20 protein-coding genes, 2 tRNA genes and 1 pseudogene are annotated in these 19,459 nt (G+C 41.7%); 18 read left to right on the top strand and 5 right to left on the bottom strand.

Annotated elements, in window-relative coordinates; all coding sequences use genetic code 11:
- The first annotated feature begins 50 nt into the window (after nucleotides 1–50).
- The 3 genes from H8796_RS21475 (at nucleotide 51) to H8796_RS21465 (ending at nucleotide 1,917) form a co-directional block, all read left to right on the top strand.
- On the top strand, nucleotides 51–926 hold the full coding sequence (locus H8796_RS21475; protein ID WP_117934946.1) for an AraC family transcriptional regulator: 876 nt from the start codon (nucleotides 51–53) through the stop codon (nucleotides 924–926).
- Nucleotides 927–1,068: 142 nt separating this feature from the next.
- On the top strand, nucleotides 1,069–1,533 hold the full coding sequence (locus tag H8796_RS21470) for a DUF4440 domain-containing protein (protein WP_117934944.1): 465 nt from the start codon (nucleotides 1,069–1,071) through the stop codon (nucleotides 1,531–1,533).
- A gap of 6 nt (nucleotides 1,534–1,539) precedes the next feature.
- On the top strand, nucleotides 1,540–1,917 hold the full coding sequence (locus tag H8796_RS21465; protein ID WP_117934942.1) for an MmcQ/YjbR family DNA-binding protein: 378 nt from the start codon (nucleotides 1,540–1,542) through the stop codon (nucleotides 1,915–1,917).
- A gap of 22 nt (nucleotides 1,918–1,939) precedes the next feature.
- Here H8796_RS21465 and H8796_RS21460 read toward each other — a convergent pair whose 3' ends face one another.
- Nucleotides 1,940–2,836, bottom strand: coding sequence for an AraC family transcriptional regulator (locus H8796_RS21460; protein WP_117934940.1), 897 nt, complete (start codon nucleotides 2,834–2,836; stop codon nucleotides 1,940–1,942).
- A gap of 256 nt (nucleotides 2,837–3,092) precedes the next feature.
- Here H8796_RS21460 and H8796_RS21455 point away from each other — a divergent pair.
- From H8796_RS21455 to H8796_RS21435, 5 genes and pseudogenes are all read left to right on the top strand, one after another.
- A pseudogene (locus H8796_RS21455) lies at nucleotides 3,093–3,449 on the top strand (putative quinol monooxygenase); the annotation flags it as partial.
- An 11-nt stretch (nucleotides 3,450–3,460) separates the two neighbouring features.
- Complete coding sequence (locus H8796_RS21450; protein WP_004304034.1) at nucleotides 3,461–4,288, top strand: carboxymuconolactone decarboxylase family protein; 828 nt, start codon at nucleotides 3,461–3,463, stop codon at nucleotides 4,286–4,288.
- A gap of 39 nt (nucleotides 4,289–4,327) precedes the next feature.
- A complete protein-coding gene (locus H8796_RS21445) occupies nucleotides 4,328–4,894 on the top strand; it encodes a sugar O-acetyltransferase (protein WP_117935031.1) in 567 nt (188 codons plus the stop codon).
- A 76-nt stretch (nucleotides 4,895–4,970) separates the two neighbouring features.
- Nucleotides 4,971–5,534: a flavodoxin gene (locus H8796_RS21440; protein ID WP_117934937.1), complete on the top strand. Its 564-nt coding sequence runs from the start codon at nucleotides 4,971–4,973 to the stop codon at nucleotides 5,532–5,534.
- 12 nt (nucleotides 5,535–5,546) lie between these two features.
- Nucleotides 5,547–6,710 (top strand): aldo/keto reductase, encoded by a 1,164-nt coding sequence (locus H8796_RS21435; RefSeq protein ID WP_117934935.1) that lies wholly within the window; start codon nucleotides 5,547–5,549, stop codon nucleotides 6,708–6,710.
- Nucleotides 6,711–6,801: 91 nt separating this feature from the next.
- Here the strand turns inward: H8796_RS21435 and H8796_RS21430 are convergent.
- A tRNA-Asp gene (locus tag H8796_RS21430) sits at nucleotides 6,802–6,875 on the bottom strand.
- Between the two features lie 54 nt (nucleotides 6,876–6,929).
- A tRNA-Asp gene (locus H8796_RS21425) sits at nucleotides 6,930–7,003 on the bottom strand.
- Nucleotides 7,004–7,445: 442 nt separating this feature from the next.
- On the opposite strand from H8796_RS21425, the gene purU reads away from it, so the two are divergent.
- The 10 genes from purU to H8796_RS21375 all read left to right on the top strand — a co-directional run bounded on the left by purU (nucleotide 7,446) and on the right by H8796_RS21375 (nucleotide 17,546).
- Nucleotides 7,446–8,303, top strand: a complete 858-nt coding sequence (purU, locus tag H8796_RS21420) for a formyltetrahydrofolate deformylase (RefSeq protein ID WP_004297049.1) — start codon at nucleotides 7,446–7,448, stop codon at nucleotides 8,301–8,303.
- Nucleotides 8,303–8,893: an imidazole glycerol phosphate synthase subunit HisH gene (gene hisH / locus H8796_RS21415; protein WP_008643438.1), complete on the top strand. Its 591-nt coding sequence runs from the start codon at nucleotides 8,303–8,305 to the stop codon at nucleotides 8,891–8,893. Before purU ends, hisH begins: the two co-directional genes overlap by 1 nt.
- 18 nt (nucleotides 8,894–8,911) lie before the next feature.
- Nucleotides 8,912–9,631 carry a 1-(5-phosphoribosyl)-5-[(5-phosphoribosylamino)methylideneamino]imidazole-4-carboxamide isomerase gene (hisA, locus tag H8796_RS21410; RefSeq protein WP_117934933.1) on the top strand — a complete coding sequence of 240 codons (720 nt, stop codon included), beginning with the start codon at nucleotides 8,912–8,914 and terminating at the stop codon, nucleotides 9,629–9,631.
- A 103-nt stretch (nucleotides 9,632–9,734) separates the two neighbouring features.
- Nucleotides 9,735–10,487, top strand: a complete 753-nt coding sequence (hisF, locus tag H8796_RS21405) for an imidazole glycerol phosphate synthase subunit HisF (RefSeq protein WP_117934931.1) — start codon at nucleotides 9,735–9,737, stop codon at nucleotides 10,485–10,487.
- 64 nt (nucleotides 10,488–10,551) lie between these two features.
- Complete coding sequence (gene hisIE / locus H8796_RS21400; RefSeq protein WP_117934930.1) at nucleotides 10,552–11,163, top strand: bifunctional phosphoribosyl-AMP cyclohydrolase/phosphoribosyl-ATP diphosphatase HisIE; 612 nt, start codon at nucleotides 10,552–10,554, stop codon at nucleotides 11,161–11,163.
- A gap of 41 nt (nucleotides 11,164–11,204) precedes the next feature.
- On the top strand, nucleotides 11,205–11,933 hold the full coding sequence (locus tag H8796_RS21395; RefSeq protein WP_004304028.1) for a cell division ATP-binding protein FtsE: 729 nt from the start codon (nucleotides 11,205–11,207) through the stop codon (nucleotides 11,931–11,933).
- A 13-nt stretch (nucleotides 11,934–11,946) separates the two neighbouring features.
- Nucleotides 11,947–13,266, top strand: coding sequence for an aspartate kinase (locus H8796_RS21390; protein ID WP_117934928.1), 1,320 nt, complete (start codon nucleotides 11,947–11,949; stop codon nucleotides 13,264–13,266).
- Between the two features lie 78 nt (nucleotides 13,267–13,344).
- Nucleotides 13,345–14,505, top strand: coding sequence for a diaminopimelate decarboxylase (gene lysA / locus H8796_RS21385; protein WP_004304026.1), 1,161 nt, complete (start codon nucleotides 13,345–13,347; stop codon nucleotides 14,503–14,505).
- A 141-nt stretch (nucleotides 14,506–14,646) separates the two neighbouring features.
- Complete coding sequence (locus tag H8796_RS21380; RefSeq protein WP_117934926.1) at nucleotides 14,647–15,126, top strand: ferritin; 480 nt, start codon at nucleotides 14,647–14,649, stop codon at nucleotides 15,124–15,126.
- Nucleotides 15,127–15,281: 155 nt separating this feature from the next.
- Nucleotides 15,282–17,546 carry a sensor histidine kinase gene (locus tag H8796_RS21375; protein ID WP_117934924.1) on the top strand — a complete coding sequence of 755 codons (2,265 nt, stop codon included), beginning with the start codon at nucleotides 15,282–15,284 and terminating at the stop codon, nucleotides 17,544–17,546.
- A 31-nt stretch (nucleotides 17,547–17,577) separates the two neighbouring features.
- On the opposite strand, the gene H8796_RS21370 is transcribed toward H8796_RS21375, so the two are convergent.
- Both H8796_RS21370 and kbl read right to left on the bottom strand, forming a co-directional pair.
- The gene (locus tag H8796_RS21370) at nucleotides 17,578–17,985 is read right to left on the bottom strand and encodes a DUF2721 domain-containing protein (protein WP_004304023.1); all 408 of its coding nucleotides are present in this window, start codon (nucleotides 17,983–17,985) and stop codon (nucleotides 17,578–17,580) included.
- Nucleotides 17,986–18,187: 202 nt separating this feature from the next.
- The gene (kbl, locus tag H8796_RS21365; RefSeq protein ID WP_117934922.1) at nucleotides 18,188–19,381 is read right to left on the bottom strand and encodes a glycine C-acetyltransferase; all 1,194 of its coding nucleotides are present in this window, start codon (nucleotides 19,379–19,381) and stop codon (nucleotides 18,188–18,190) included.
- Nucleotides 19,382–19,459: the final 78 nt, after the last annotated feature.

Raw genomic sequence — 19,459 nt, 5'->3', positions numbered from 1 at the left:
GCTTTGATTATACAAATGTATACTTTTGCAAAGTAAAATAATGCCAAGCGATGAAATCAATACCTCTATATAAATTCTATAAACATAAATATGGGAACGAGTTACTCATAGATGTTATAGACATTGATGTCATGAAAGCAGATATCAGCCAGACTTCTGTATATTGTACATCGTTTTATAGCATTATTCTGTTTATGGATGGTGCAGAAGATATTGCAATAAACGGGCAAAAGCAGTGCGTTGAAAAAGGAATGGTGGCGTGTTCCCGTCCGGGGGATATTTGGTCATGGCCGGCAGACTATAAACTGAAAGGTGTACATTTGCTTTTTGAGGAAGAATTTTTGCTCTCGTTCTTTAATGACCCGTTGTTCCTGAACAAATTTGTTTATCTGCGTTCTGATCGGCCATCTTCTTTCTTGCATCTTGGAGAAGATTTATTTGAGAGGCTGATCTATCTTTATAAGAATATGAAATCGGAGATTGATAACAATAGTTCTAGTAAAGACCAACATTTGTTAAGGGCTATGCTCTATGAGACACTTACACTAATAAACAGAGCTGAAAATGTCACTTCTACAGTTAATGCAGATACCGAAATAGCCGTGCTACGTTATATTGCTGCTTTTCAGAAACAGGTGAATGAAGATTTTGAGACACACTGTGATGTCAAACATTATGCAGATATCTTGTGTATCACCCCTAATTATCTGAATAAGATAATCACTCAACATCTTGGTATGTCTACCAAACAATATATCCTGAACCGTGCAATAAATGAGGCAAAGCGTTTGCTGATTTATACTTCTTTGTCGATAACGGAAATTTCCGAAAAACTTCATTTTAATACTACTTCCTATTTTGTACGTCTTTTCCGCAAGAGTGTGGGAGATACTCCTAGTCAGTTTCGGGAGTATAATCGTCAATAGTCCCGAATTGTGAAACGTACTTCCCGTTTTGTGAAACAGCTTTTTGGATAAACCCCTTTATCTTTGCATCCATAAATCCATATACAGGTTATGTGATGTTTATTATAATCTGTATAATTGCAAACTTAAAAAACGAAAGAATATGGAGCAACAGAAAGTGACTGCTATATGGCAATATAACAGTGAAGAAGAATACAGGCTTGCCGAGTACATTATCGGGCTAGAGAAGGCAGCGCTCAACAAATGGTTCAAAGGAGATACATCAGGATATGAACAGCTTTGGTCGAAACATAGCTTTTCCTATTTTGATGCAGTGGTTACCAAACGTGTTGATAACCATGCCACTATCGCTGAATTTTTGAAAACAATCGAAGGGAAACTTTTTGCCGACAGTTATGACTTCTCGAATCCTCGTGTACAGTTTGGGCAAGATATGGCTGTTTTGACCTATCAACTATTTGCCAAGACAACTCTTATTGATATGGAATATAATTGTATTGAAGTTTTTCAGAAAGAAACGGATGGAGAGTGGCATGTTATTCATTCTACATGGTCATTCATCCGCCCGATGGATAAGAAATTCGGAACAGAAAAAGAAATTGTATAACTTATAATGAATATAGAAGAGTTTAGAGAATTTTGTTTATCCTTACCCGGTGTTACAGAGAAAATGCCCTTTGGGGCATTTCGTTGGGCGAAAGATATACTTGTCTTTTATGTGAAAGGCAAAATGTTTTGCTTTTTTGATATAAGTAAATTTGATAGGTGCACCATTAAATGTGATCCAATGGTGATTGATGAACTAAAAGCGATGTATTATGCGGTAGGTGCACCTTTTAATTCAAGTCTCAAATATTGGATTAGCATCCGGTTTAATGATGATATGCCGGATGATGAGATAAAAAGACTCTGTGAAGAATCATATAATTTGATATATGGAAAAAATAACTCTAAAGCTAGTAGTAAAAAAATAGCATGTGTTACACAATAAAGATCGCCTTTTCGTATAAAGACTAATTTTGTGAGCGGAATTCATTGGGGGTACAACCCGTAATCCGCTTGAACATCCGGCTTAGATGCTGCGGATATTGGAATCCCAATCCGTAAGCAATTTCACTTGTAGTCTTGTCTGTTGCCAGCAAAGCTTCTTTGGCGCGTTCGATCAGTTTATTTTGGATATATTCCGAGGCGGTCTGTCCCGTCTGTTTGCTAATCATATCTCCGAAATAGTTTGCTGATAGAAATACTTTGTCGGCAAAGTATTTAACGGTAGGTAATCCCTCTCGTAGTGGAGTCTCGTTGTCGAAATACTCATCCAGCAACCGTTCGAAACGGACGATGATATCTTTGTTCACTTCTTCGCGTGTTGTGAACTGTCGTTCGTAGAAACGCATGCAATAATCGAGCAGTAGTCCGATATTGGCACAAATTAATCGGCGGCTGTGCTTGTCTATGTTGTGTTTCAGTTCTATCTCAATCTTATGCAGGCAATCCATCACGGTCTCTCGTTCCTCCTCTGAAAGGTGTAATGCCTCACGGGTTTCGTAGGAAAAGAAAGAATAGTTCTTGATCTCCTGACCGAGTGCTGTGCCACGAATCAGATCGGGGTGAAACAGGATGCCATGAGCATTTGGTTGTACATCTTTAATCAGCTTTGTCTCTACTATTTGGCCTGGAGCAAAGCTGACAATCGTACCATCCTGATAGTCGTAACTCTGGCGCCCATACATGATATTTCCACAGTAGGTATCTTTCAAGTAAAGAGCATATACGCCGTAGTTGATTTTGCAATGTTCCGGCCATTGCGTTGCTTTTGACAGATCAACAACACTTACCAACGGGTGTCGTGTTTCGAGTCCGAAAAGTTTGTTGTATTTATCTACCTCATCAAGTTTAATAACCTCTTCCATAATCCTTTCTTTTATATTCTTTATCGCAAATATAATTCATTTTCTTTGAATTATAGATGGCTTTATTACAGAATCGAGGATTTGGGTACAAATATCAGTAAATCATATACAAGCCCACTCGTTTTATCGCAGTAAATTTGCAATCAGAAGTTTAACAATGAAAAGATAGAAGATGATGAGAAAAATAATTCTAAGTGTTTTGTCTTTATTCGTTATGTTATCATGCAGTATGACAGGGAAAAAGGATACAAAACAACAGCCTGGTATGTGCGCCAAATTACCTATGGCGGCTGACGGTATTGTGCGGCTATCGAAAATTGAGGTTTATCCGGAGTATCTTGAAGAATATATGAAATATGCGACCGAAGTGGGTGAAGTCTCCTTGCGTACTGAACCGGGAGTGCTGACTATGTATGCCGTCAGCGAAAAAGAGAATCCTGTCAGGATAACTATTCTTGAAACTTATGCGAGTCAGGAGGCTTATAAATCTCATATTGCATCGGAGCATTTTCAAAAGTACAAGCAAGGAACGCTGCACATGGTTAAGACTCTCGTACTCTCTGACCAAACGCCGCTTAACCCCGCAAATTGCATTAATAACTTCATTCAATAAACGAAATGATTATGAATAAACTCCTTTTATTTTCAGTATTTAGTATTTTAACACTCAATGTTATGGCACAAGAAAAGATAGTACAGACGGCAGGACGTGACCAGTTAGGAACGTTTGCCCCCAAGTTTGCGGAACTTAATGACGATGTTCTCTTTGGAGAAGTTTGGAGCCGCACTGACAAACTCGGTCTGCGTGACCGCAGTTTAGTAACCATTACCTCCCTTATCAGTATGGGAATCACGGACAATTCGCTCGTTTATCATCTTCAGTCGGCGAAGAAGAACGGCATTACCCGCACGGAGATCGCAGAGATTATCACTCATATAGGTTTTTATGCAGGTTGGCCGAAGGCGTGGGCGGCGTTCAATTTGGCAAAAGGAGTATGGTCTGAAGATATTGTTGGTGAGGATGCCAAAACAGCTTTCCAGCGTGAGATGATTTTCCCTATTGGCGAACCCAATACAGCCTATGCACAGTATTTTATTGGTAACAGTTATCTTGCTCCGGTTTCGCGCGAGCAGGTGAATATCTCTAACGTTACTTTTGAACCGCGTTGCCGCAATAACTGGCATATTCACCGTGCAACGAAAGGTGGCGGACAGATGCTTATCGGTGTAGCCGGTCGAGGCTGGTATCAGGAAGAAGGTAAACCGGCGGTAGAGATTCTGCCTGGTACGGTTATTCATATTCCTGCCAATGTGAAACACTGGCACGGAGCTGCTGCCGACAGTTGGTTTGCTCATCTGGCTTTCGAAGTTTCCGGTGAAAACACTTCCAATGAGTGGCTTGAACCGGTTACAGATGACGAGTATAACAAACTCGAACAGACCAAACGATGATTTTTGTTAATCCTGTTTTATCTTTTGAAAGGAAATAATATGACTACCGAGGAATTTAAGGAATATGTAAAGACGCGCAAGGCGCTTAATACAGAAGAAATACATCGTTTGATGGACGATATGAGCAATGAGGCAAGACGTATCACCTTCCAACTGAATACGGCATATCATACACCGGACGAAGTGCGCCGATTACTCTCCGGGTTGTTCGGTTATCAGGTGCCATCGTCGCTCCGGGTCTTTCCACCGTTTTATACGGATTTTGGTAAGAATATTACCGTTGGTGAGGGTGTGTTTATTAATGCCTGCTGTCATTTTCAGGATCATGGTGGTGTGACTATTGGCGACGGTTGTCAAATCGGGCATAATGTCATTTTTGCTACACTTAATCACGGGTTGGCTCCGCAAGACCGTAAAACGACTTATCCTGCACCTATCGTGCTCGGTAAGAATGTATGGATAGGTTCTAACGCGACGATTCTTCAGGGAGTGACTATCGGTGATAATGCTGTTGTAGGTGCTGGAGCTGTAGTGACAAAAGATGTGGAAGCGAATACGGTTGTAGGTGGTGTTCCTGCACATTTTATCAAAATAATAGAAGAATGAAAACGCCTGTGGGGTTACTCCAACGTGATAATGTCTAAGCTAATTAGTGATAAGAAATATTTAAAATCAAAATAAAATGAAACAGATTATATTCATATTTATGAGTCTCCTTTGCTTTAGCTGCTCATCAAAAGCGCAGAATCAGATAACGGATACTAATGTACAGTCCGATAAGAAAATCCTGGTTGCCTATTTCTCTTGTACTGGAACTACAGAAAAAGCTGCCGATGCCATTGCAAAAACGGTTGGCGGAAAACTTTACCGGATAACTCCCGCTACGGCCTATACCTCGGCAGATCTCGACTGGAACAACAAGAGTAGCCGTAGTTCAATTGAAATGACGACTGAAAATTCACGTCCGGAATTGGGTGGAGAAGCGCTTGAACTGAAAGATTACGACGTGGTATTCCTTGGTTACCCGATATGGTGGAATTTATGTCCGCGTCCGGTCAACACATTCCTTGAGAAATATGATTTCTCCGGTAAAACCGTTATTCCATTCGCTACTTCCGGAGGAAGCTCGATAACTAATAGTGTAAAACAACTCAAGAAACTTTATCCAAAAATTACATGGGGAGAAGGGCAGTTGTTGAACGGAAGCGTTAAGCAAGCCGGAGAGTGGGCGAAAGGAGTAATATAAAAACGTAAATTTATGGAAGAGAACAATAAAATGAATATTAGCCGTCGCGGATTTCTCAAGGCGACGGCACTGGCGGGAGCAGCATTGGCTGTGCCGACTGGATTGGATAAGGTTTTTGCATCTGAAACGAAGCAACCCGAAACATCCCGTACTGATAATGGAATTGCACGTATCAGAGAGCATCGAGTATTGGGTACAGGTAAGGCGGCTTTCGAAGTATCGGCACTTGGTTTCGGTGTGATGGGGATGACTTACAACCGCAGTCAACATCCGGATAAGAAACAGTGCATCCGCTTGTTGCATGAAGCGGTAGATCGTGGCATTACGCTCTTCGACACCGCCATTATCTATGGACCGCTAACGAATGAAGAACTAGCCGGGGAAGCATTATCCGAATTTAAAGGCCGGATTAACGTAACGACTAAATTCGGACATGAGGTAATTAACGGAAAAGCCACGGGGCGTCAGAACAGCCGCCCGGAAACCATCCGTCGTTATTGTGAAGAGTCACTCCGTCGCCTCCGACTTGATTCACTTCCCATGTTTTACCAGCACCGTGCTGATCCGGATACTCCGGTGGAAGAGGTAGCATCGACTATCGCCGACCTGATGAAAGAAGGGAAGGTGCAGCGTTGGGGAATGTGTGAAGTGAGTGCCGAGAGTATTCGCAAGGCTCATGCTGTATGTCCGCTCACAGCGATTCAAAGTGAATATCATTTGATGCATCGTTTGGTGGAAGAAAACGGAGTGCTCGACACCTGTCGGGAATTGGGTATCGGTTTTGTTCCATACAGTCCGTTAAATCGCGGTTTTCTGGGTGGTTGTATCAATGAATACACGGTTTTTGATCCGAACAATGATAACCGCCAGACCTTGCCACGTTTTCAGCCGGAAGCGATGCGGATGAATACCCGTATCGTGAATGTTCTACAAGCTTTTGGCCGCACGCGAGGCATGACCTCGGCGCAAGTAGCACTCGGCTGGCTGTTGCAGAAAGCACCTTGGATCGTGCCAATTCCCGGAACGACGAAACTGTCACATCTCGAGGAAAACCTATATACGTTGTCTTTTGCTCTTTCGCCCGAGGAGTGGAAAGAATTGGAGGATGCCGTTGTAGCTATTCCTGTTATAGGAGACCGATATAATGCAGAACAGCAACGGCAGGTAGGTCGTTGAGAATTTCTTTTTTTCTATTAGATAGAACTGTGAATTAGATAAGCATTTATTATCAATAAAAAAGGAAAATGATTTTACTCATTCTCCTTTGCGGTGCGTACGGGACTCGAACCCGTGACCCCATGCGTGACAGGCATGTATTCTAACCAACTGAACTAACGCACCAAATTTTAATTGGATTAACTCATTTCTATTCTCTTTGCTTCTTAATGAAAGAAGCGGTGCGTACGGGACTCGAACCCGTGACCCCATGCGTGACAGGCATGTATTCTAACCAACTGAACTAACGCACCAGAATTTCAATTTATTAATCTGCATCTCTCTCGATTGCGGGTGCAAAGGTAGTTGTTTTTTGTAAACCTGCAAGCGTTTTGAGAAAAGTTTTTTTCAAGAAAAAACGAGAAAAATGCTTAGTGTCTCATTTTGAGTACTTTTGTAATGAAAAAAAATATTCGTTTTTCTTCTGATCGGATAGTGACGGTATCCGGTCATTATAGTGACGCTATCACGATGGAATACCGTCACTATCCGAAGGCAATGGCGTCACTATCCTAAAGTTTGTCATTCTTTTCATTGAAAATAACTCCCGATATCTTTCTATCTGTAAGAAATCACCGTTTTTATATCAACTTTCTGCTTGAATAATTCGTAATTTTGCAATAAATCGTTATTTTTGCGGACTAAAATTAGAAAGGTAGAAAATAATCTGCCTAGAATCGTTAATTAGTAAAAAGAATGATGACAACAGCCAAACTGTTATTGCACTGTCCCGACAAACCGGGAATCCTTGCGGAAGTGACAGACTTTATTACGGTAAACAAAGGAAATATTATCTATCTGGATCAGTATGTAGATCATGTAGAGAACATCTTCTTCATGCGTATTGAATGGGAACTGAAAGATTTTCTGGTTCCACAGGAAAAAATTGAAGATTATTTCAGAACACTCTACGGGCAAAAATATGAAATGGATTTCCGTCTTTATTTTTCTGATGTAAAACCACGTATGGCTATTTTCGTATCCAAGCTGTCACATTGTCTTTTCGATATGCTAGCCCGGTATACGGCAGGAGAATGGAATGTAGAGATACCTCTTATTATAAGTAACCATCCGGATTTGCAGCACGTAGCAGAACGTTTCGGAATTCCTTTCTATCTGTTCCCTATCACCAAGGAGACGAAAGAAGAACAGGAACGCAAAGAGATGGAACTGCTTGCCAAACATAAGATTACATTTATTGTATTGGCACGCTATATGCAGGTGATCTCCGAACAGATGATTAATGCTTATCCGAATAAGATTATCAATATTCATCACTCTTTCCTTCCTGCGTTTGTAGGGGCAAAGCCTTATCACGCAGCTTTCCAGAGAGGGGTGAAAATTATTGGTGCAACTAGTCATTATGTAACGACAGAACTGGATGCCGGACCGATTATTGAACAGGATGTAGTGCGCATCACTCATAAAGATGCTATTGAAGACCTCGTAAATAAAGGAAAGGATTTGGAAAAAATCGTTCTTTCGCGTGCAGTGCAGAAGCACATCGAGCGCAAAGTTTTGGCTTATAAAAATAAAACAGTAATATTTAGCTGATGAAAGTAGCAGTTGTAAAATACAATGCCGGCAATATTCGTTCTGTGGATTATGCTTTAAAACGGTTGGGGGTAGAAGCGGTGATTACTGCTGATAAAGAAGAACTCCAATCGGCTGATAAAGTTATTTTTCCCGGAGTAGGAGAGGCGGAAACTACCATGAACCACTTGAAAGCAACGGGACTGGACGAACTGATAAAGAATCTCCGTCAGCCTGTATTTGGAATTTGTCTCGGCATGCAGTTGATGTGTCGGTATTCCGAAGAAGGAGAAGTCGATTGTTTGAATATCTTTGATGTGGATGTGAAACGTTTTGTCCCGCAGAAACATGAAGATAAAGTGCCGCACATGGGATGGAACACCATTGGAAAAACGAATAGCAAATTGTTTGAAGGGTTCACCGAAGAAGAGTTTGTCTATTTTGTGCATAGCTTCTATGTGCCGACCTGCGACTTTACTGCTGCTACAACTGACTATATTCACCCGTTCAGTGCTGCGCTGCATAAAGATAACTTTTATGCTACCCAGTTCCATCCGGAGAAAAGTGGTAAGACAGGAGAGAAGATTCTGACAAACTTTTTAAACCTCTAAGATACAAATAGTAAATAGATGATAGAAATTATTCCAGCCATTGATATTATTGACGGAAAGTGCGTACGCCTTTCCCAGGGAGATTACGATAGTAAAAAGGTGTATAATGAGAATCCGGTGGAAGTTGCTAAGGAGTTTGAAGCGAACGGTGTTCGCAGGCTTCATGTGGTAGACTTGGACGGTGCTGCTTCTCATCATGTTGTTAACTATCGGGTGTTGGAACAGATTGCTGCACGCACTTCTCTCGTCATAGATTTTGGTGGGGGAGTAAAGAGTGATGAAGATTTGAAAATTGCTTTTGAGAGCGGTGCGCAGATGGTAACCGGAGGAAGCATTGCGGTGAAAGATCCGGAATTATTCTGTCATTGGCTGGAAATATACGGCAGTGAGAAGATTATTTTGGGGGCAGATGTAAAAGATCATAAGATAGCCGTCAATGGTTGGAAAGATGAAAGTGCCTGTGAACTTTTTCCATTTCTCGAAAATTATATAGATAAGGGGATACGAAAAGTAATCTGTACGGATATTAGCTGTGACGGAATGTTGAGTGGCCCTTCTATTGATTTATATAAAGAGATGCTGGCGAAATTCCCTGACCTTTATCTGATGGCTAGTGGCGGGGTGAGCAAGGTGGATGATATTGTTGCCTTAGATGAGGCTGGTGTTCCCGGAGTTATTTTCGGTAAGGCATTATACGAAGGACATATCACCTTACAAGATTTGAGAATTTTTCTATAATGAGCGTATCTGAATAAATAGGATACCTTTATTATAAGGAAGATAAGAATCAAGCTTTAGGAATATAGATTATAAATTGTTGAACAATAAATAAAATAGGATTGTGTTAGCAAAAAGAATAGTACCTTGTCTGGATATAAAAGACGGACAAACCGTGAAAGGAACGAATTTTGTCAACTTGCGCCAAGCTGGTGATCCGGTGGAGCTAGGTCGTGCTTACAGTGAACAGGGGGCAGATGAACTTGTTTTTCTGGACATTACTGCAAGCCATGAAGGACGTAAGACTTTTACGGAATTGGTAAAACGGATTGCTGCTAATATCAATATCCCATTTACCGTAGGCGGTGGAATCAATGAATTAAGTGATGTAGACCGTCTGCTGAATGCAGGAGCAGATAAGATTTCTATCAATTCTTCCGCTATCTGTAATCCCCGGTTGGTTGACGAGATAGCAAAGAATTTCGGCTCACAGGTTTGTGTGTTGGCTGTAGATGCCAAACAGACCGAAAACGGTTGGAAATGTTACCTGAACGGAGGACGTATCGAAACGGATAAAGACCTGTTCGAGTGGACCAAAGAGGCACAGGAACGCGGAGCAGGAGAAATACTCTTCACAAGCATGAATCACGATGGTGTAAAAGCCGGTTATGCAAATGAAGCACTTGCCGCTTTAGCGGATCAACTCTCCATTCCCATCATAGCTTCGGGAGGTGCAGGCTGTAAGGAGCACTTCCGTGATGTCTTTTTACAGGGAAAGGCAGATGCTGCATTGGCTGCCAGTGTTTTTCACTTCGGAGAAATTAAAATTCCCGAATTAAAATCGTATCTTTGCGGCGAAGGAATTACCATCAGGTAAAAAAACATTCGTAGGCGATAGATAGTAATTGTAAATTGAAATAGTAATTAGAACTTATATAAAAATGGAATTGGATTTCGATAAAATGAACGGACTCGTTCCGGCTATCATACAGGACAACGAGACACGTAAGGTCTTGATGCTGGGGTTCATGAATAAAGAAGCTTATGATAAAACGGTAGAAACCGGAAAAGTTACATTCTTTAGCCGTACGAAGAATCGTTTATGGACAAAAGGCGAAGAAAGCGGTAACTTCCTTCATGTTGTATCTATAAAGGCTGATTGCGACAATGATACATTACTGATTCAAGTAGATCCGGTAGGCCCTGTGTGTCATACAGGTACAGACACTTGTTGGGGTGAGAAAAACGAAGAACCGGTCATGTTCCTGAAAGCATTGCAGGACTTCATAGACAAGCGTCACGAAGAAATGCCTGAAGGTTCTTATACAACCAGCCTGTTTGAGTCAGGAATCAATAAGATGGCTCAAAAAGTAGGTGAAGAGGCTGTGGAAACAGTGATCGAAGCTACGAACGGTACTGACGAACGTTTGATCTACGAAGGTGCCGACCTCATTTATCACATGATTGTATTGCTTGCTTCAAAAGGCTATCGCATTGAAGATCTTGCACGTGAACTGCAGGAAAGACATAGCAGTACATGGAAGAAGCATTAATAAGTAAAGATTAGAAATTAAAAATAAAAACGGGAGTCGGCATGGATGACGGGGCGTTGATACAATATAAGAACGTAGAAATCCATCAACAGGAACTCTGTGTGCTAAGTGATGTAAATCTGGAATTGCACAAAGGAGAGTTTGTCTATTTGATCGGAAAAGTAGGCTCGGGAAAAACGAGTCTGCTCAAGACTCTTTATGGCGAACTGGATGTAATTGACGGTGAAGCGGAAGTGCTGGGTTATAATATGCGATCTATCAAACGTAAGCATATCCCGCAACTGCGCCGCAAGTTAGGCATTGTATTCCAGGATTTTCAGCTGCTCACAGACCGTACTGTATATAATAACCTGGAATTTGTGCTTCGTGCCACAGGCTGGAAAAACAAACAGGAGATACAGGATCGCATTGAAGAAGTGCTTCAACTGGTGGGAATGTCCAACAAAGGCTATAAACTTCCGAACGAACTTTCCGGTGGCGAACAGCAGCGCATTGTGATTGCACGTGCCGTACTCAATTCTCCGGCTATCATCCTGGCGGATGAACCAACCGGAAATCTGGATGTGGAAACAGGTAAAGCCATCGTTGAATTGTTGCACAATATCTGCGAATCCGGCTCATCGGTAGTGATGACGACGCACAATTTGCAACTGCTGAAAGATTATCCGGGCAGGGTATATCGTTGTGCCGACCATCAGATTGTAGATGTGACCGATGAATACATGCCCAGACAGAGAACAATAGAAATAGATTTAAATATAGATAACTAAAACAGTAACGAAAATGAAAGTTTTAAAGTTTGGAGGAACTTCCGTAGGTTCTGCTCAGCGCATGAAGGAAGTAGCCAAATTGATTACCGATGGTGAACAGAAGATTGTTGTTCTTTCTGCTATGTCAGGAACAACAAACACATTGGTGGAAATTTCGGACTATCTGTATAAGAAGAATCCGGAGGGTGCCAACGAGATTATTAATAAGCTGGAAGCAAAATATAAACAGCATATTGATGAGCTTTTTGCAACCCAGGAATATAAACAGAAAGGTCTTGAAGTTGTCAAATCCCACTTCGACTACATCCGCTCCTATACTAAAGACCTTTTCACTTTGTTCGAAGAGAAAGTGGTTTTGGCACAGGGAGAGCTTATCTCTACGGCGATGGTAAACTTCTACCTGCAGGAATGTGGTGTGAAGTCCGTGTTGCTTCCGGCTTTGGAATTCATGCGTACTGATAAGAATGCAGAACCGGATCCCGTATATATTAAGGATAAGTTGCGTGTTCAACTCGATCTTTATCCGGATACGGAAATCTACATTACGCAAGGTTTCATCTGCCGCAATGCTTACGGTGAGATAGACAACCTGCAACGTGGTGGTAGCGACTACACCGCTTCTCTGATCGGAGCAGCAGTGAACGCTTCCGAAATCCAGATCTGGACAGATATCGACGGTATGCACAATAACGACCCGCGTATTGTTGACAAGACCGCTCCGGTACGTCAGCTGCACTTCGAAGAAGCAGCCGAGTTGGCTTATTTCGGTGCAAAGATTCTGCACCCTACTTGTATTCAGCCAGCTAAATATGCCAATATCCCTGTCCGCCTGTTGAACACAATGGATCCGGAGGCTCCGGGCACACTGATTTCTAACGACACGGAAAAAGGCAAGATCAAGGCAGTAGCTGCAAAAGATAACATCACTGCTATTAAGATTAAATCCAGCCGCATGTTATTGGCTCATGGTTTCTTGCGTAAGGTGTTCGAAATTTTCGAAAGCTATCAGACATCTATCGATATGATCTGTACGTCAGAGGTCGGTGTATCTGTTACGATAGATAACACGAAACATCTTAATGAGATTCTGGATGACCTGAAGAAATACGGAACAGTAACCGTTGATAAAGAAATGTGTATCATCTGCGTTGTAGGTGACCTTGAATGGGAAAATGTCGGTTTTGAAGCGAAAGCACTCGATGCGATGCGCGATATACCGGTGCGAATGATCTCGTTTGGAGGAAGTAACTACAACATCTCCTTCCTCATTCGGGAGTGTGATAAGAAAGTAGCTTTACAATCGTTGAGCGATATGCTTTTCAACGGCAAATAATTCCACAAATAATACGAGCGCTTTTACCGAACTGATAAAAGCGCTCTTTTTTAACCAACTAAACAAGTTTTTCGAATTATGAAGGGAATATTTCCAATCGATAAATTCCGCACTTTGCAGACACCTTTCTATTATTACGATACCAAAGTGCTGCGCGATACATTGTCGGCTATTAACCATGAGGTTGCCAAATATCCTAATTATTCAGTGCATTACGCTGTCAAAGCAAATGCTAACCCGAAAGTACTTACCATCATTCGTGAGAGTGGAATGGGAGCCGACTGTGTGAGCGGTGGAGAAATTCGTGCCGCTATCCGTGCAGGATTTCCGGCCAATAAAGTTGTTTTTGCAGGAGTCGGTAAAGCAGACTGGGAAATTAATCTCGGGCTGGAGTACGGCATCTTCTGTTTTAATGTAGAGTCTATCCCCGAACTGGAAGTAATCAATGAATTGGCTGCTGCTCAAAATAAGGTGGCTAATGTTGCTTTCCGTATCAATCCGGATGTAGGCGCACATACTCACGCAAATATCACTACCGGTTTGGCAGAAAACAAATTCGGTATCAGCATGCAGGATATGGACAAGGTGATAGATGTGGCACAGGAGATGAAAAACGTAAAGTTTATCGGGCTTCACTTCCATATCGGTTCACAGATTCTGGATATGGGCGATTTTGTAGCTCTCTGTAATCGTGTCAATGAATTACAGGATAAACTGGAAGCTCGCAGAATTCTGGTAGAACATATTAATGTAGGAGGTGGTTTGGGAATTGACTACGGACATCCCAATCGTCAGGCTATTCCGAACTTCAAGGATTACTTTGCTACCTATGCCGGACAACTGAAATTGCGTCCTTATCAGACCTTGCATTTTGAATTGGGACGTGCAGTTGTAGGACAGTGCGGTTCCTTAATCTCTAAGGTTTTGTATGTAAAACAAGGCACACGGAAGAAATTTGCCATCCTGGATGCAGGTATGACCGACCTTATCCGTCCGGCTCTGTATCAGGCATTCCATAAAATGGAAAATATTACTTCCGAAGAACCATTGGAGGCATACGATGTAGTAGGACCGATCTGTGAATCGTCTGATGTTTTCGGAAAAGCAATTGACCTGAACAAAGTGAAGCGCGGTGACTTGATAGCCCTTCGCTCTGCTGGTGCTTATGGTGAAATAATGGCTTCCGGATACAACTGTCGTGAATTGCCGAAAGGATATACTTCCGACGAACTGGTGTAAGTAAAAAATGAACCGCTACAATCAAAATGTGAATGTAGTTTAAAAATATAGGGTGCATGGAACAATTTTAACTGAAAGCTTGTTATTTTTGTAATGAGTTCAAAAAGAAACTACATTAACAACTTAATAAAAAATACGATTATGATTTCAGAAAAATTACAGAATGCAATTAACGAACAGATTACTGCTGAAATGTGGTCTGCTAACCTGTATTTAGCAATGTCTTTCTATTTTGAGAGAGAAGGTTTCAGTGGATTTGCTCATTGGATGAAAAAGCAGTCCCAGGAAGAAATGGAACACGCTTATGCCATGGCAGACTATATCATCAAACGTGGAGGAACTGCTAAAGTTGATAAAATAGATGTTGTTCCTAATGGATGGGGTACTCCTCTGGAAGTATTCGAACACGTATACAAACATGAATGTCATGTTTCTCAATTGGTAGACAAGCTGGTAGACGTAGCTGCTGCTGAAAAAGATAAAGCAACACAGGATTTCTTGTGGGGATTTGTTCGCGAACAAGTAGAAGAAGAAGCTACTGCGCAAGGCATTGTTGATAAAATCAAGAAAGCTGGTGATACCGGAATTTTCTTTGTAGACTCACAATTGGGACAGCGTTAATGATACTACTCTGAAAAATAGTTCTTTAATATATGATAGAAGCTGCCTGAATTCCTGTTCAGGCAGCTTCTTTTTTTTCACTTATTTGGCTTATGTTCGAAAATAAACTACCTTTGTATTACGAGTCAGAGAGAAATTAATCCCAGTTATTATAAATGAATGGTTTGAACAGAGGAATTATAAGATTGCTCCTTTTATCTTTATTGCTCCTTTTAGGGGTGAGTAGTTGTTCTCAAAAAGAGGAACGACGTATTTTAGTTGTCCACTCTTATGAGGAGACTTATGCGGCTTATCCGGAATTTAACCGGATGATAGCGGAGCAATTTGAAAAAGAGAAAATTGATGCTGATATTCGTACCGTTTATTTAGACTGTGAGTCCTATTGGGAGGAACCGGAACTCGAACGGATGCGCTTTCTGGTTGATTCCGTATCGAGAGACTGGCGGCCGGAAGTGATTCTGGTGAATGAAGACCAGGCTACTTATTCATTGATGAAATGCGGGATTCAGTTGGCGAAAGAAGTGCCTGTGGTTTTTGGTGGTGTCAATTATCCGAATTGGGGATTACTGAAACATCATCCCAATGTGACTGGCTTTCATGACAAGATAGCCTTTAATGAGAATATCAGTGTAGCAAAAGAGCTTTTCGGTGAGCACGTTCGTTTGTTTACCATGCTCGATACTACCTATATTGACAGACAAATCAGAAGAGATGCAAAGGAACAGTTTAAAGGACATAAAGTGACCGGATTCATAGATAATCCCGAACTTTCTCCTGAAGAACAGATACGTTTGGTGCAGGAAGAAGGCTATACCCGCTTCATGGCTATTCCTTTGCGTAATGCCAGAAACCATTCGGATGCTACTTTTATGTGGGTTTTGAACAGGAGTTACCGCGATCAATGTTATATCCAGTTGAAACGTGATTACACCACTATTAATATTGGGAGTATCTGTGGTAGTCCTAGTCTGACAGCCATTAATGAAGCCTTTGGGTTTGGTGAGAAGTTGTTGGGTGGATACATCACTTCGCTGCCTATTCAGGTAGAAGAAGAGGTGAAAACTGCCGTTCGCATATTACATGGCACAAGCCCCTCGGATATACCCATTGTTGAAAGTCGGAAAGAGTATGTCGTAGACTGGAATACAATGAAACAAATAGGCTTGGGCAAGGAAAGTATTCCTGCAAAATATAGCATTATCAATATCCCGTTCAGAGACAAGTATCCATTTCTATGGGGAACTTTAGTCGCTTCATTAGTTCTTTTCCTGACATTTCTCTTTGCTTCGCTTTGGTGGTTATACCTTCGGGAACAGACGAGAAAAAAACAGGCGCTTATTGCATTAGCTGATGAAAAGGAGACTTTGTCATTAGCCATTGAAGGTGGAATGACGTATGTTTGGAGGTTGGATGAAGGTCGTTTTATTTTTGAAGATGCATTTTGGCACTCCCTAGGATTAGCCCCCAGGCAACTTTCTTTTAAAGAATTCGTGAGTTTTATTCACCCCAACCAGTGGGAGGGCGTGAAGTTCAACTGGAGAAATCTGAAAACAGCCCAAAAGAAAGTAGTACAGGTGCGTTGTAACTTCGACGGCAAAGGATATCAGTGGTGGGAGTTTCGTTATACTACTAAACAGCTACCGGGTGGCGAATATAAAACAGCAGGTTTATTGCTCAACATACAGGATATAAAAGATCGTGAGGAGGAACTGGAAGCTGCACGCTTACTCGCTGAAAAGGCAGAATTGAAACAATCATTTCTGGCAAATATGAGCCATGAGATACGTACTCCGCTCAATTCGATTGTTGGTTTTGCCAATATTCTGGCATTGGAAGATGGATTGAGTTCCGTAGAACGCGAAGAATATATCGGTACTATTAATAAGAACAGCGAGTTGCTGCTCAAACTGATTAACGATATTCTGGAGCTTTCCCGTATCGAATCAGGCTATATGTCTTTCTCATTCAAGAAATGTAGAGTGAGAGAGCTGATTGATGACATTTATATGACTCACCAGGTATTGATTGCTCCACGCCTGGAATTCCTGAAAGAAGTAGATAATATACCTTTGGAAATTAATGTGGATAGAGAGCGTTTGATACAAGTTCTAACAAACTTCTTGAATAATGCCAGTAAGTTTACGGAAACCGGATATATCAAATTAGGGTATATTTATCTGCCGGATGAAGGTAATGTGCGAATTTATGTAGAAGATACAGGAAGAGGTATTCCACGCGAAGAACAACGGATGATTTTTAGCCGTTTCTACAAACAGAACGAATTCTCACAGGGAGCAGGATTGGGACTTTCTATTTGTCAGGTGATTATAGAAAAGTTGGGTGGAAGGATTGAACTCAAATCCGAAGTAGGCAAGGGAAGTCGCTTTACGGTCATCCTTCCTTGCCGGGTAGTGTCTTGATAAAAACTAATGGAAGGGAATGCCAACCGTATTATTTCTTGTTTTTCCCTTTCTCCATTGTTCCCAAGTAAATCTCCAGTGAACGGGTGGAAATCTGTATTTCGCGGAAAGATACGCCTAGAGAAGCTATCAACAGAATCAGTGCCAGTCCGAAGACGTAAGCAGAAAATAATTGCAGTCCGATATAAATAAGAAACATACTGACTACGCAGAGAAAAAGGCTTGCAATACCCAGTCCTTGCATTGTACGGGTCAGGTTTAACCGTTTCCGTAAATTCTCGATTTGAGCTTCAGTGATATCCGAAGGATTCTCCACGTAGCGGTCACGCAGTTGGCGTACAAGTTGGGCATACGATAAGAAACGGTTGGTGTAAGCCAGTAAAATCAATGAAACTGCCGAGAAAAGTAGGGCAGGAGTAGTGAGAGTCAGTTCTTCCATAATCTATTTTTATAGTCAAGTAGCGGTTCAAAATTCATTTTATAAAAGAAAATTTTAGGCGCAGATTACATAGATTTCACGTATTATACATTTTTTAGAATGATGCTTGTTATAAAGCAACTGTGTAAGATACGTGAAATCTGTGTATTCTGTGTAATCCGTGCCTAAAATATAGATTCCGCAAGGAAACCTTGCTTCGAAGTTATTCCGTTTTCAATACGTTAAGCTCTTTGCCTACCTTGATAAATGCAGCGATACACTTGTCAAGATGTGCTTTTTCGTGTCCTGCAGAAATCTGTACACGGATGCGGGCCTGATCTTTCGGCACTACCGGATAGTAGAAACCTGTCACATAGATTCCTTCTTCCTGCATGCGTGCAGCATAAATTTGAGACAGTTTCGCATCATACAGCATTACCGCACAAATAGCACTTTGCGTCGGTTTAATATCAAATCCGGCAGCCGTCATCTTATCACGGAAGTAGTTTACATTTTCAACCAACTTGTCATGCAGGGCATTGCTCTCTTTCAGCATCTTGAAAACTTCAAGACTTGCACCGATGATACCCGGAGCCAATGAGTTGGAGAACAAATACGGGCGACTGCGTTGACGGAGTAAATCAATGATTTCTTTACGTCCGGTGGTAAATCCTCCCAGTGCACCGCCGAAAGCCTTACCCAACGTTCCGGTATAAATATCTACACGTCCGTGAGTCTTATACAACTCGCTTACGCCATGACCTGTGGCACCTACCACACCGGCAGAGTGGGATTCATCCACCATTACCAACGCATCGTATTTCTCGGCAAGATCACAAATCCGATCCATCGGGGCTACGTTGCCATCCATTGAGAACACACCGTCCGTAACAACAATACGGAAACGTTGCGCCTGCGCTTCTTGCAGACATCTTTCCAAGTCTTTCATGTCAGCATTGGCATAACGGTAACGTTTCGCTTTGCAAAGACGTACCCCGTCAATGATAGAAGCGTGGTTTAGCGAGTCCGAGATAATGGCATCCTCTTCAGAGAAAAGTGGTTCGAATACACCGCCGTTAGCGTCGAAGCAGGCAGCATACAGAATTGTGTCTTCAGTCTGGAAATAGTCCGAGATGGCAGCTTCCAGTTCTTTGTGTATATCTTGTGTTCCACAAATGAAACGGACGGACGACATTCCGTATCCACGGTTATTCATCATTTCCTGCGAAGCCTTGATTAATCGGGGATGATTGGACAATCCTAGATAGTTGTTTGCGCAGAAGTTTAATACTTCCTTACCTTTTACAGTGATGGCAGCTTGCTGCGCACTTTCAATCAGTCGTTCTTCTTTATAAAGTCCGGCTTCCTTGATTTCAGCCAATGTTTGGCGGAGATATTCTTGCATTTTACCGTACATAGTGTTTGGGTGATTAAGTTATATTGCAAAGGACACAATTTTTCTTGGAATAACAATGTCTTTTTGATTAAAATCTGA

It is taken from the genome of Bacteroides sp. M10 (assembly GCF_014334015.1).
Classification (GTDB): domain Bacteria; phylum Bacteroidota; class Bacteroidia; order Bacteroidales; family Bacteroidaceae; genus Bacteroides; species Bacteroides intestinigallinarum.
Note: the sequence above shows the minus strand (reverse complement) of the source record. Positions and strands in the feature narration are given on the sequence as shown.

Excerpts from the sequence above, each read along its gene's own strand:
- H8796_RS21475 (WP_117934946.1), top strand. The coding sequence starts at position 51 with ATGAAATCAATACCTCTATATAAATTCTATAAACATAAATATGGGAAC.
- H8796_RS21470 (WP_117934944.1), top strand. The coding sequence starts at position 1,069 with ATGGAGCAACAGAAAGTGACTGCTATATGGCAATATAACAGTGAAGAA.
- H8796_RS21465 (WP_117934942.1), top strand. The coding sequence starts at position 1,540 with ATGAATATAGAAGAGTTTAGAGAATTTTGTTTATCCTTACCCGGTGTT.
- H8796_RS21460 (WP_117934940.1), bottom strand. The coding sequence starts at position 2,836 with ATGGAAGAGGTTATTAAACTTGATGAGGTAGATAAATACAACAAACTT.
- H8796_RS21450 (WP_004304034.1), top strand. The coding sequence starts at position 3,461 with ATGAATAAACTCCTTTTATTTTCAGTATTTAGTATTTTAACACTCAAT.
- H8796_RS21445 (WP_117935031.1), top strand. The coding sequence starts at position 4,328 with ATGACTACCGAGGAATTTAAGGAATATGTAAAGACGCGCAAGGCGCTT.
- H8796_RS21440 (WP_117934937.1), top strand. The coding sequence starts at position 4,971 with ATGAAACAGATTATATTCATATTTATGAGTCTCCTTTGCTTTAGCTGC.
- H8796_RS21435 (WP_117934935.1), top strand. The coding sequence starts at position 5,547 with ATGGAAGAGAACAATAAAATGAATATTAGCCGTCGCGGATTTCTCAAG.
- purU (WP_004297049.1), top strand. The coding sequence starts at position 7,446 with ATGATGACAACAGCCAAACTGTTATTGCACTGTCCCGACAAACCGGGA.
- hisH (WP_008643438.1), top strand. The coding sequence starts at position 8,303 with ATGAAAGTAGCAGTTGTAAAATACAATGCCGGCAATATTCGTTCTGTG.
- hisA (WP_117934933.1), top strand. The coding sequence starts at position 8,912 with ATGATAGAAATTATTCCAGCCATTGATATTATTGACGGAAAGTGCGTA.
- hisIE (WP_117934930.1), top strand. The coding sequence starts at position 10,552 with ATGGAATTGGATTTCGATAAAATGAACGGACTCGTTCCGGCTATCATA.
- H8796_RS21395 (WP_004304028.1), top strand. The coding sequence starts at position 11,205 with ATGGATGACGGGGCGTTGATACAATATAAGAACGTAGAAATCCATCAA.
- H8796_RS21390 (WP_117934928.1), top strand. The coding sequence starts at position 11,947 with ATGAAAGTTTTAAAGTTTGGAGGAACTTCCGTAGGTTCTGCTCAGCGC.
- lysA (WP_004304026.1), top strand. The coding sequence starts at position 13,345 with ATGAAGGGAATATTTCCAATCGATAAATTCCGCACTTTGCAGACACCT.
- H8796_RS21380 (WP_117934926.1), top strand. The coding sequence starts at position 14,647 with ATGATTTCAGAAAAATTACAGAATGCAATTAACGAACAGATTACTGCT.
- H8796_RS21375 (WP_117934924.1), top strand. The coding sequence starts at position 15,282 with ATGAATGGTTTGAACAGAGGAATTATAAGATTGCTCCTTTTATCTTTA.
- H8796_RS21370 (WP_004304023.1), bottom strand. The coding sequence starts at position 17,985 with ATGGAAGAACTGACTCTCACTACTCCTGCCCTACTTTTCTCGGCAGTT.
- kbl (WP_117934922.1), bottom strand. The coding sequence starts at position 19,381 with ATGTACGGTAAAATGCAAGAATATCTCCGCCAAACATTGGCTGAAATC.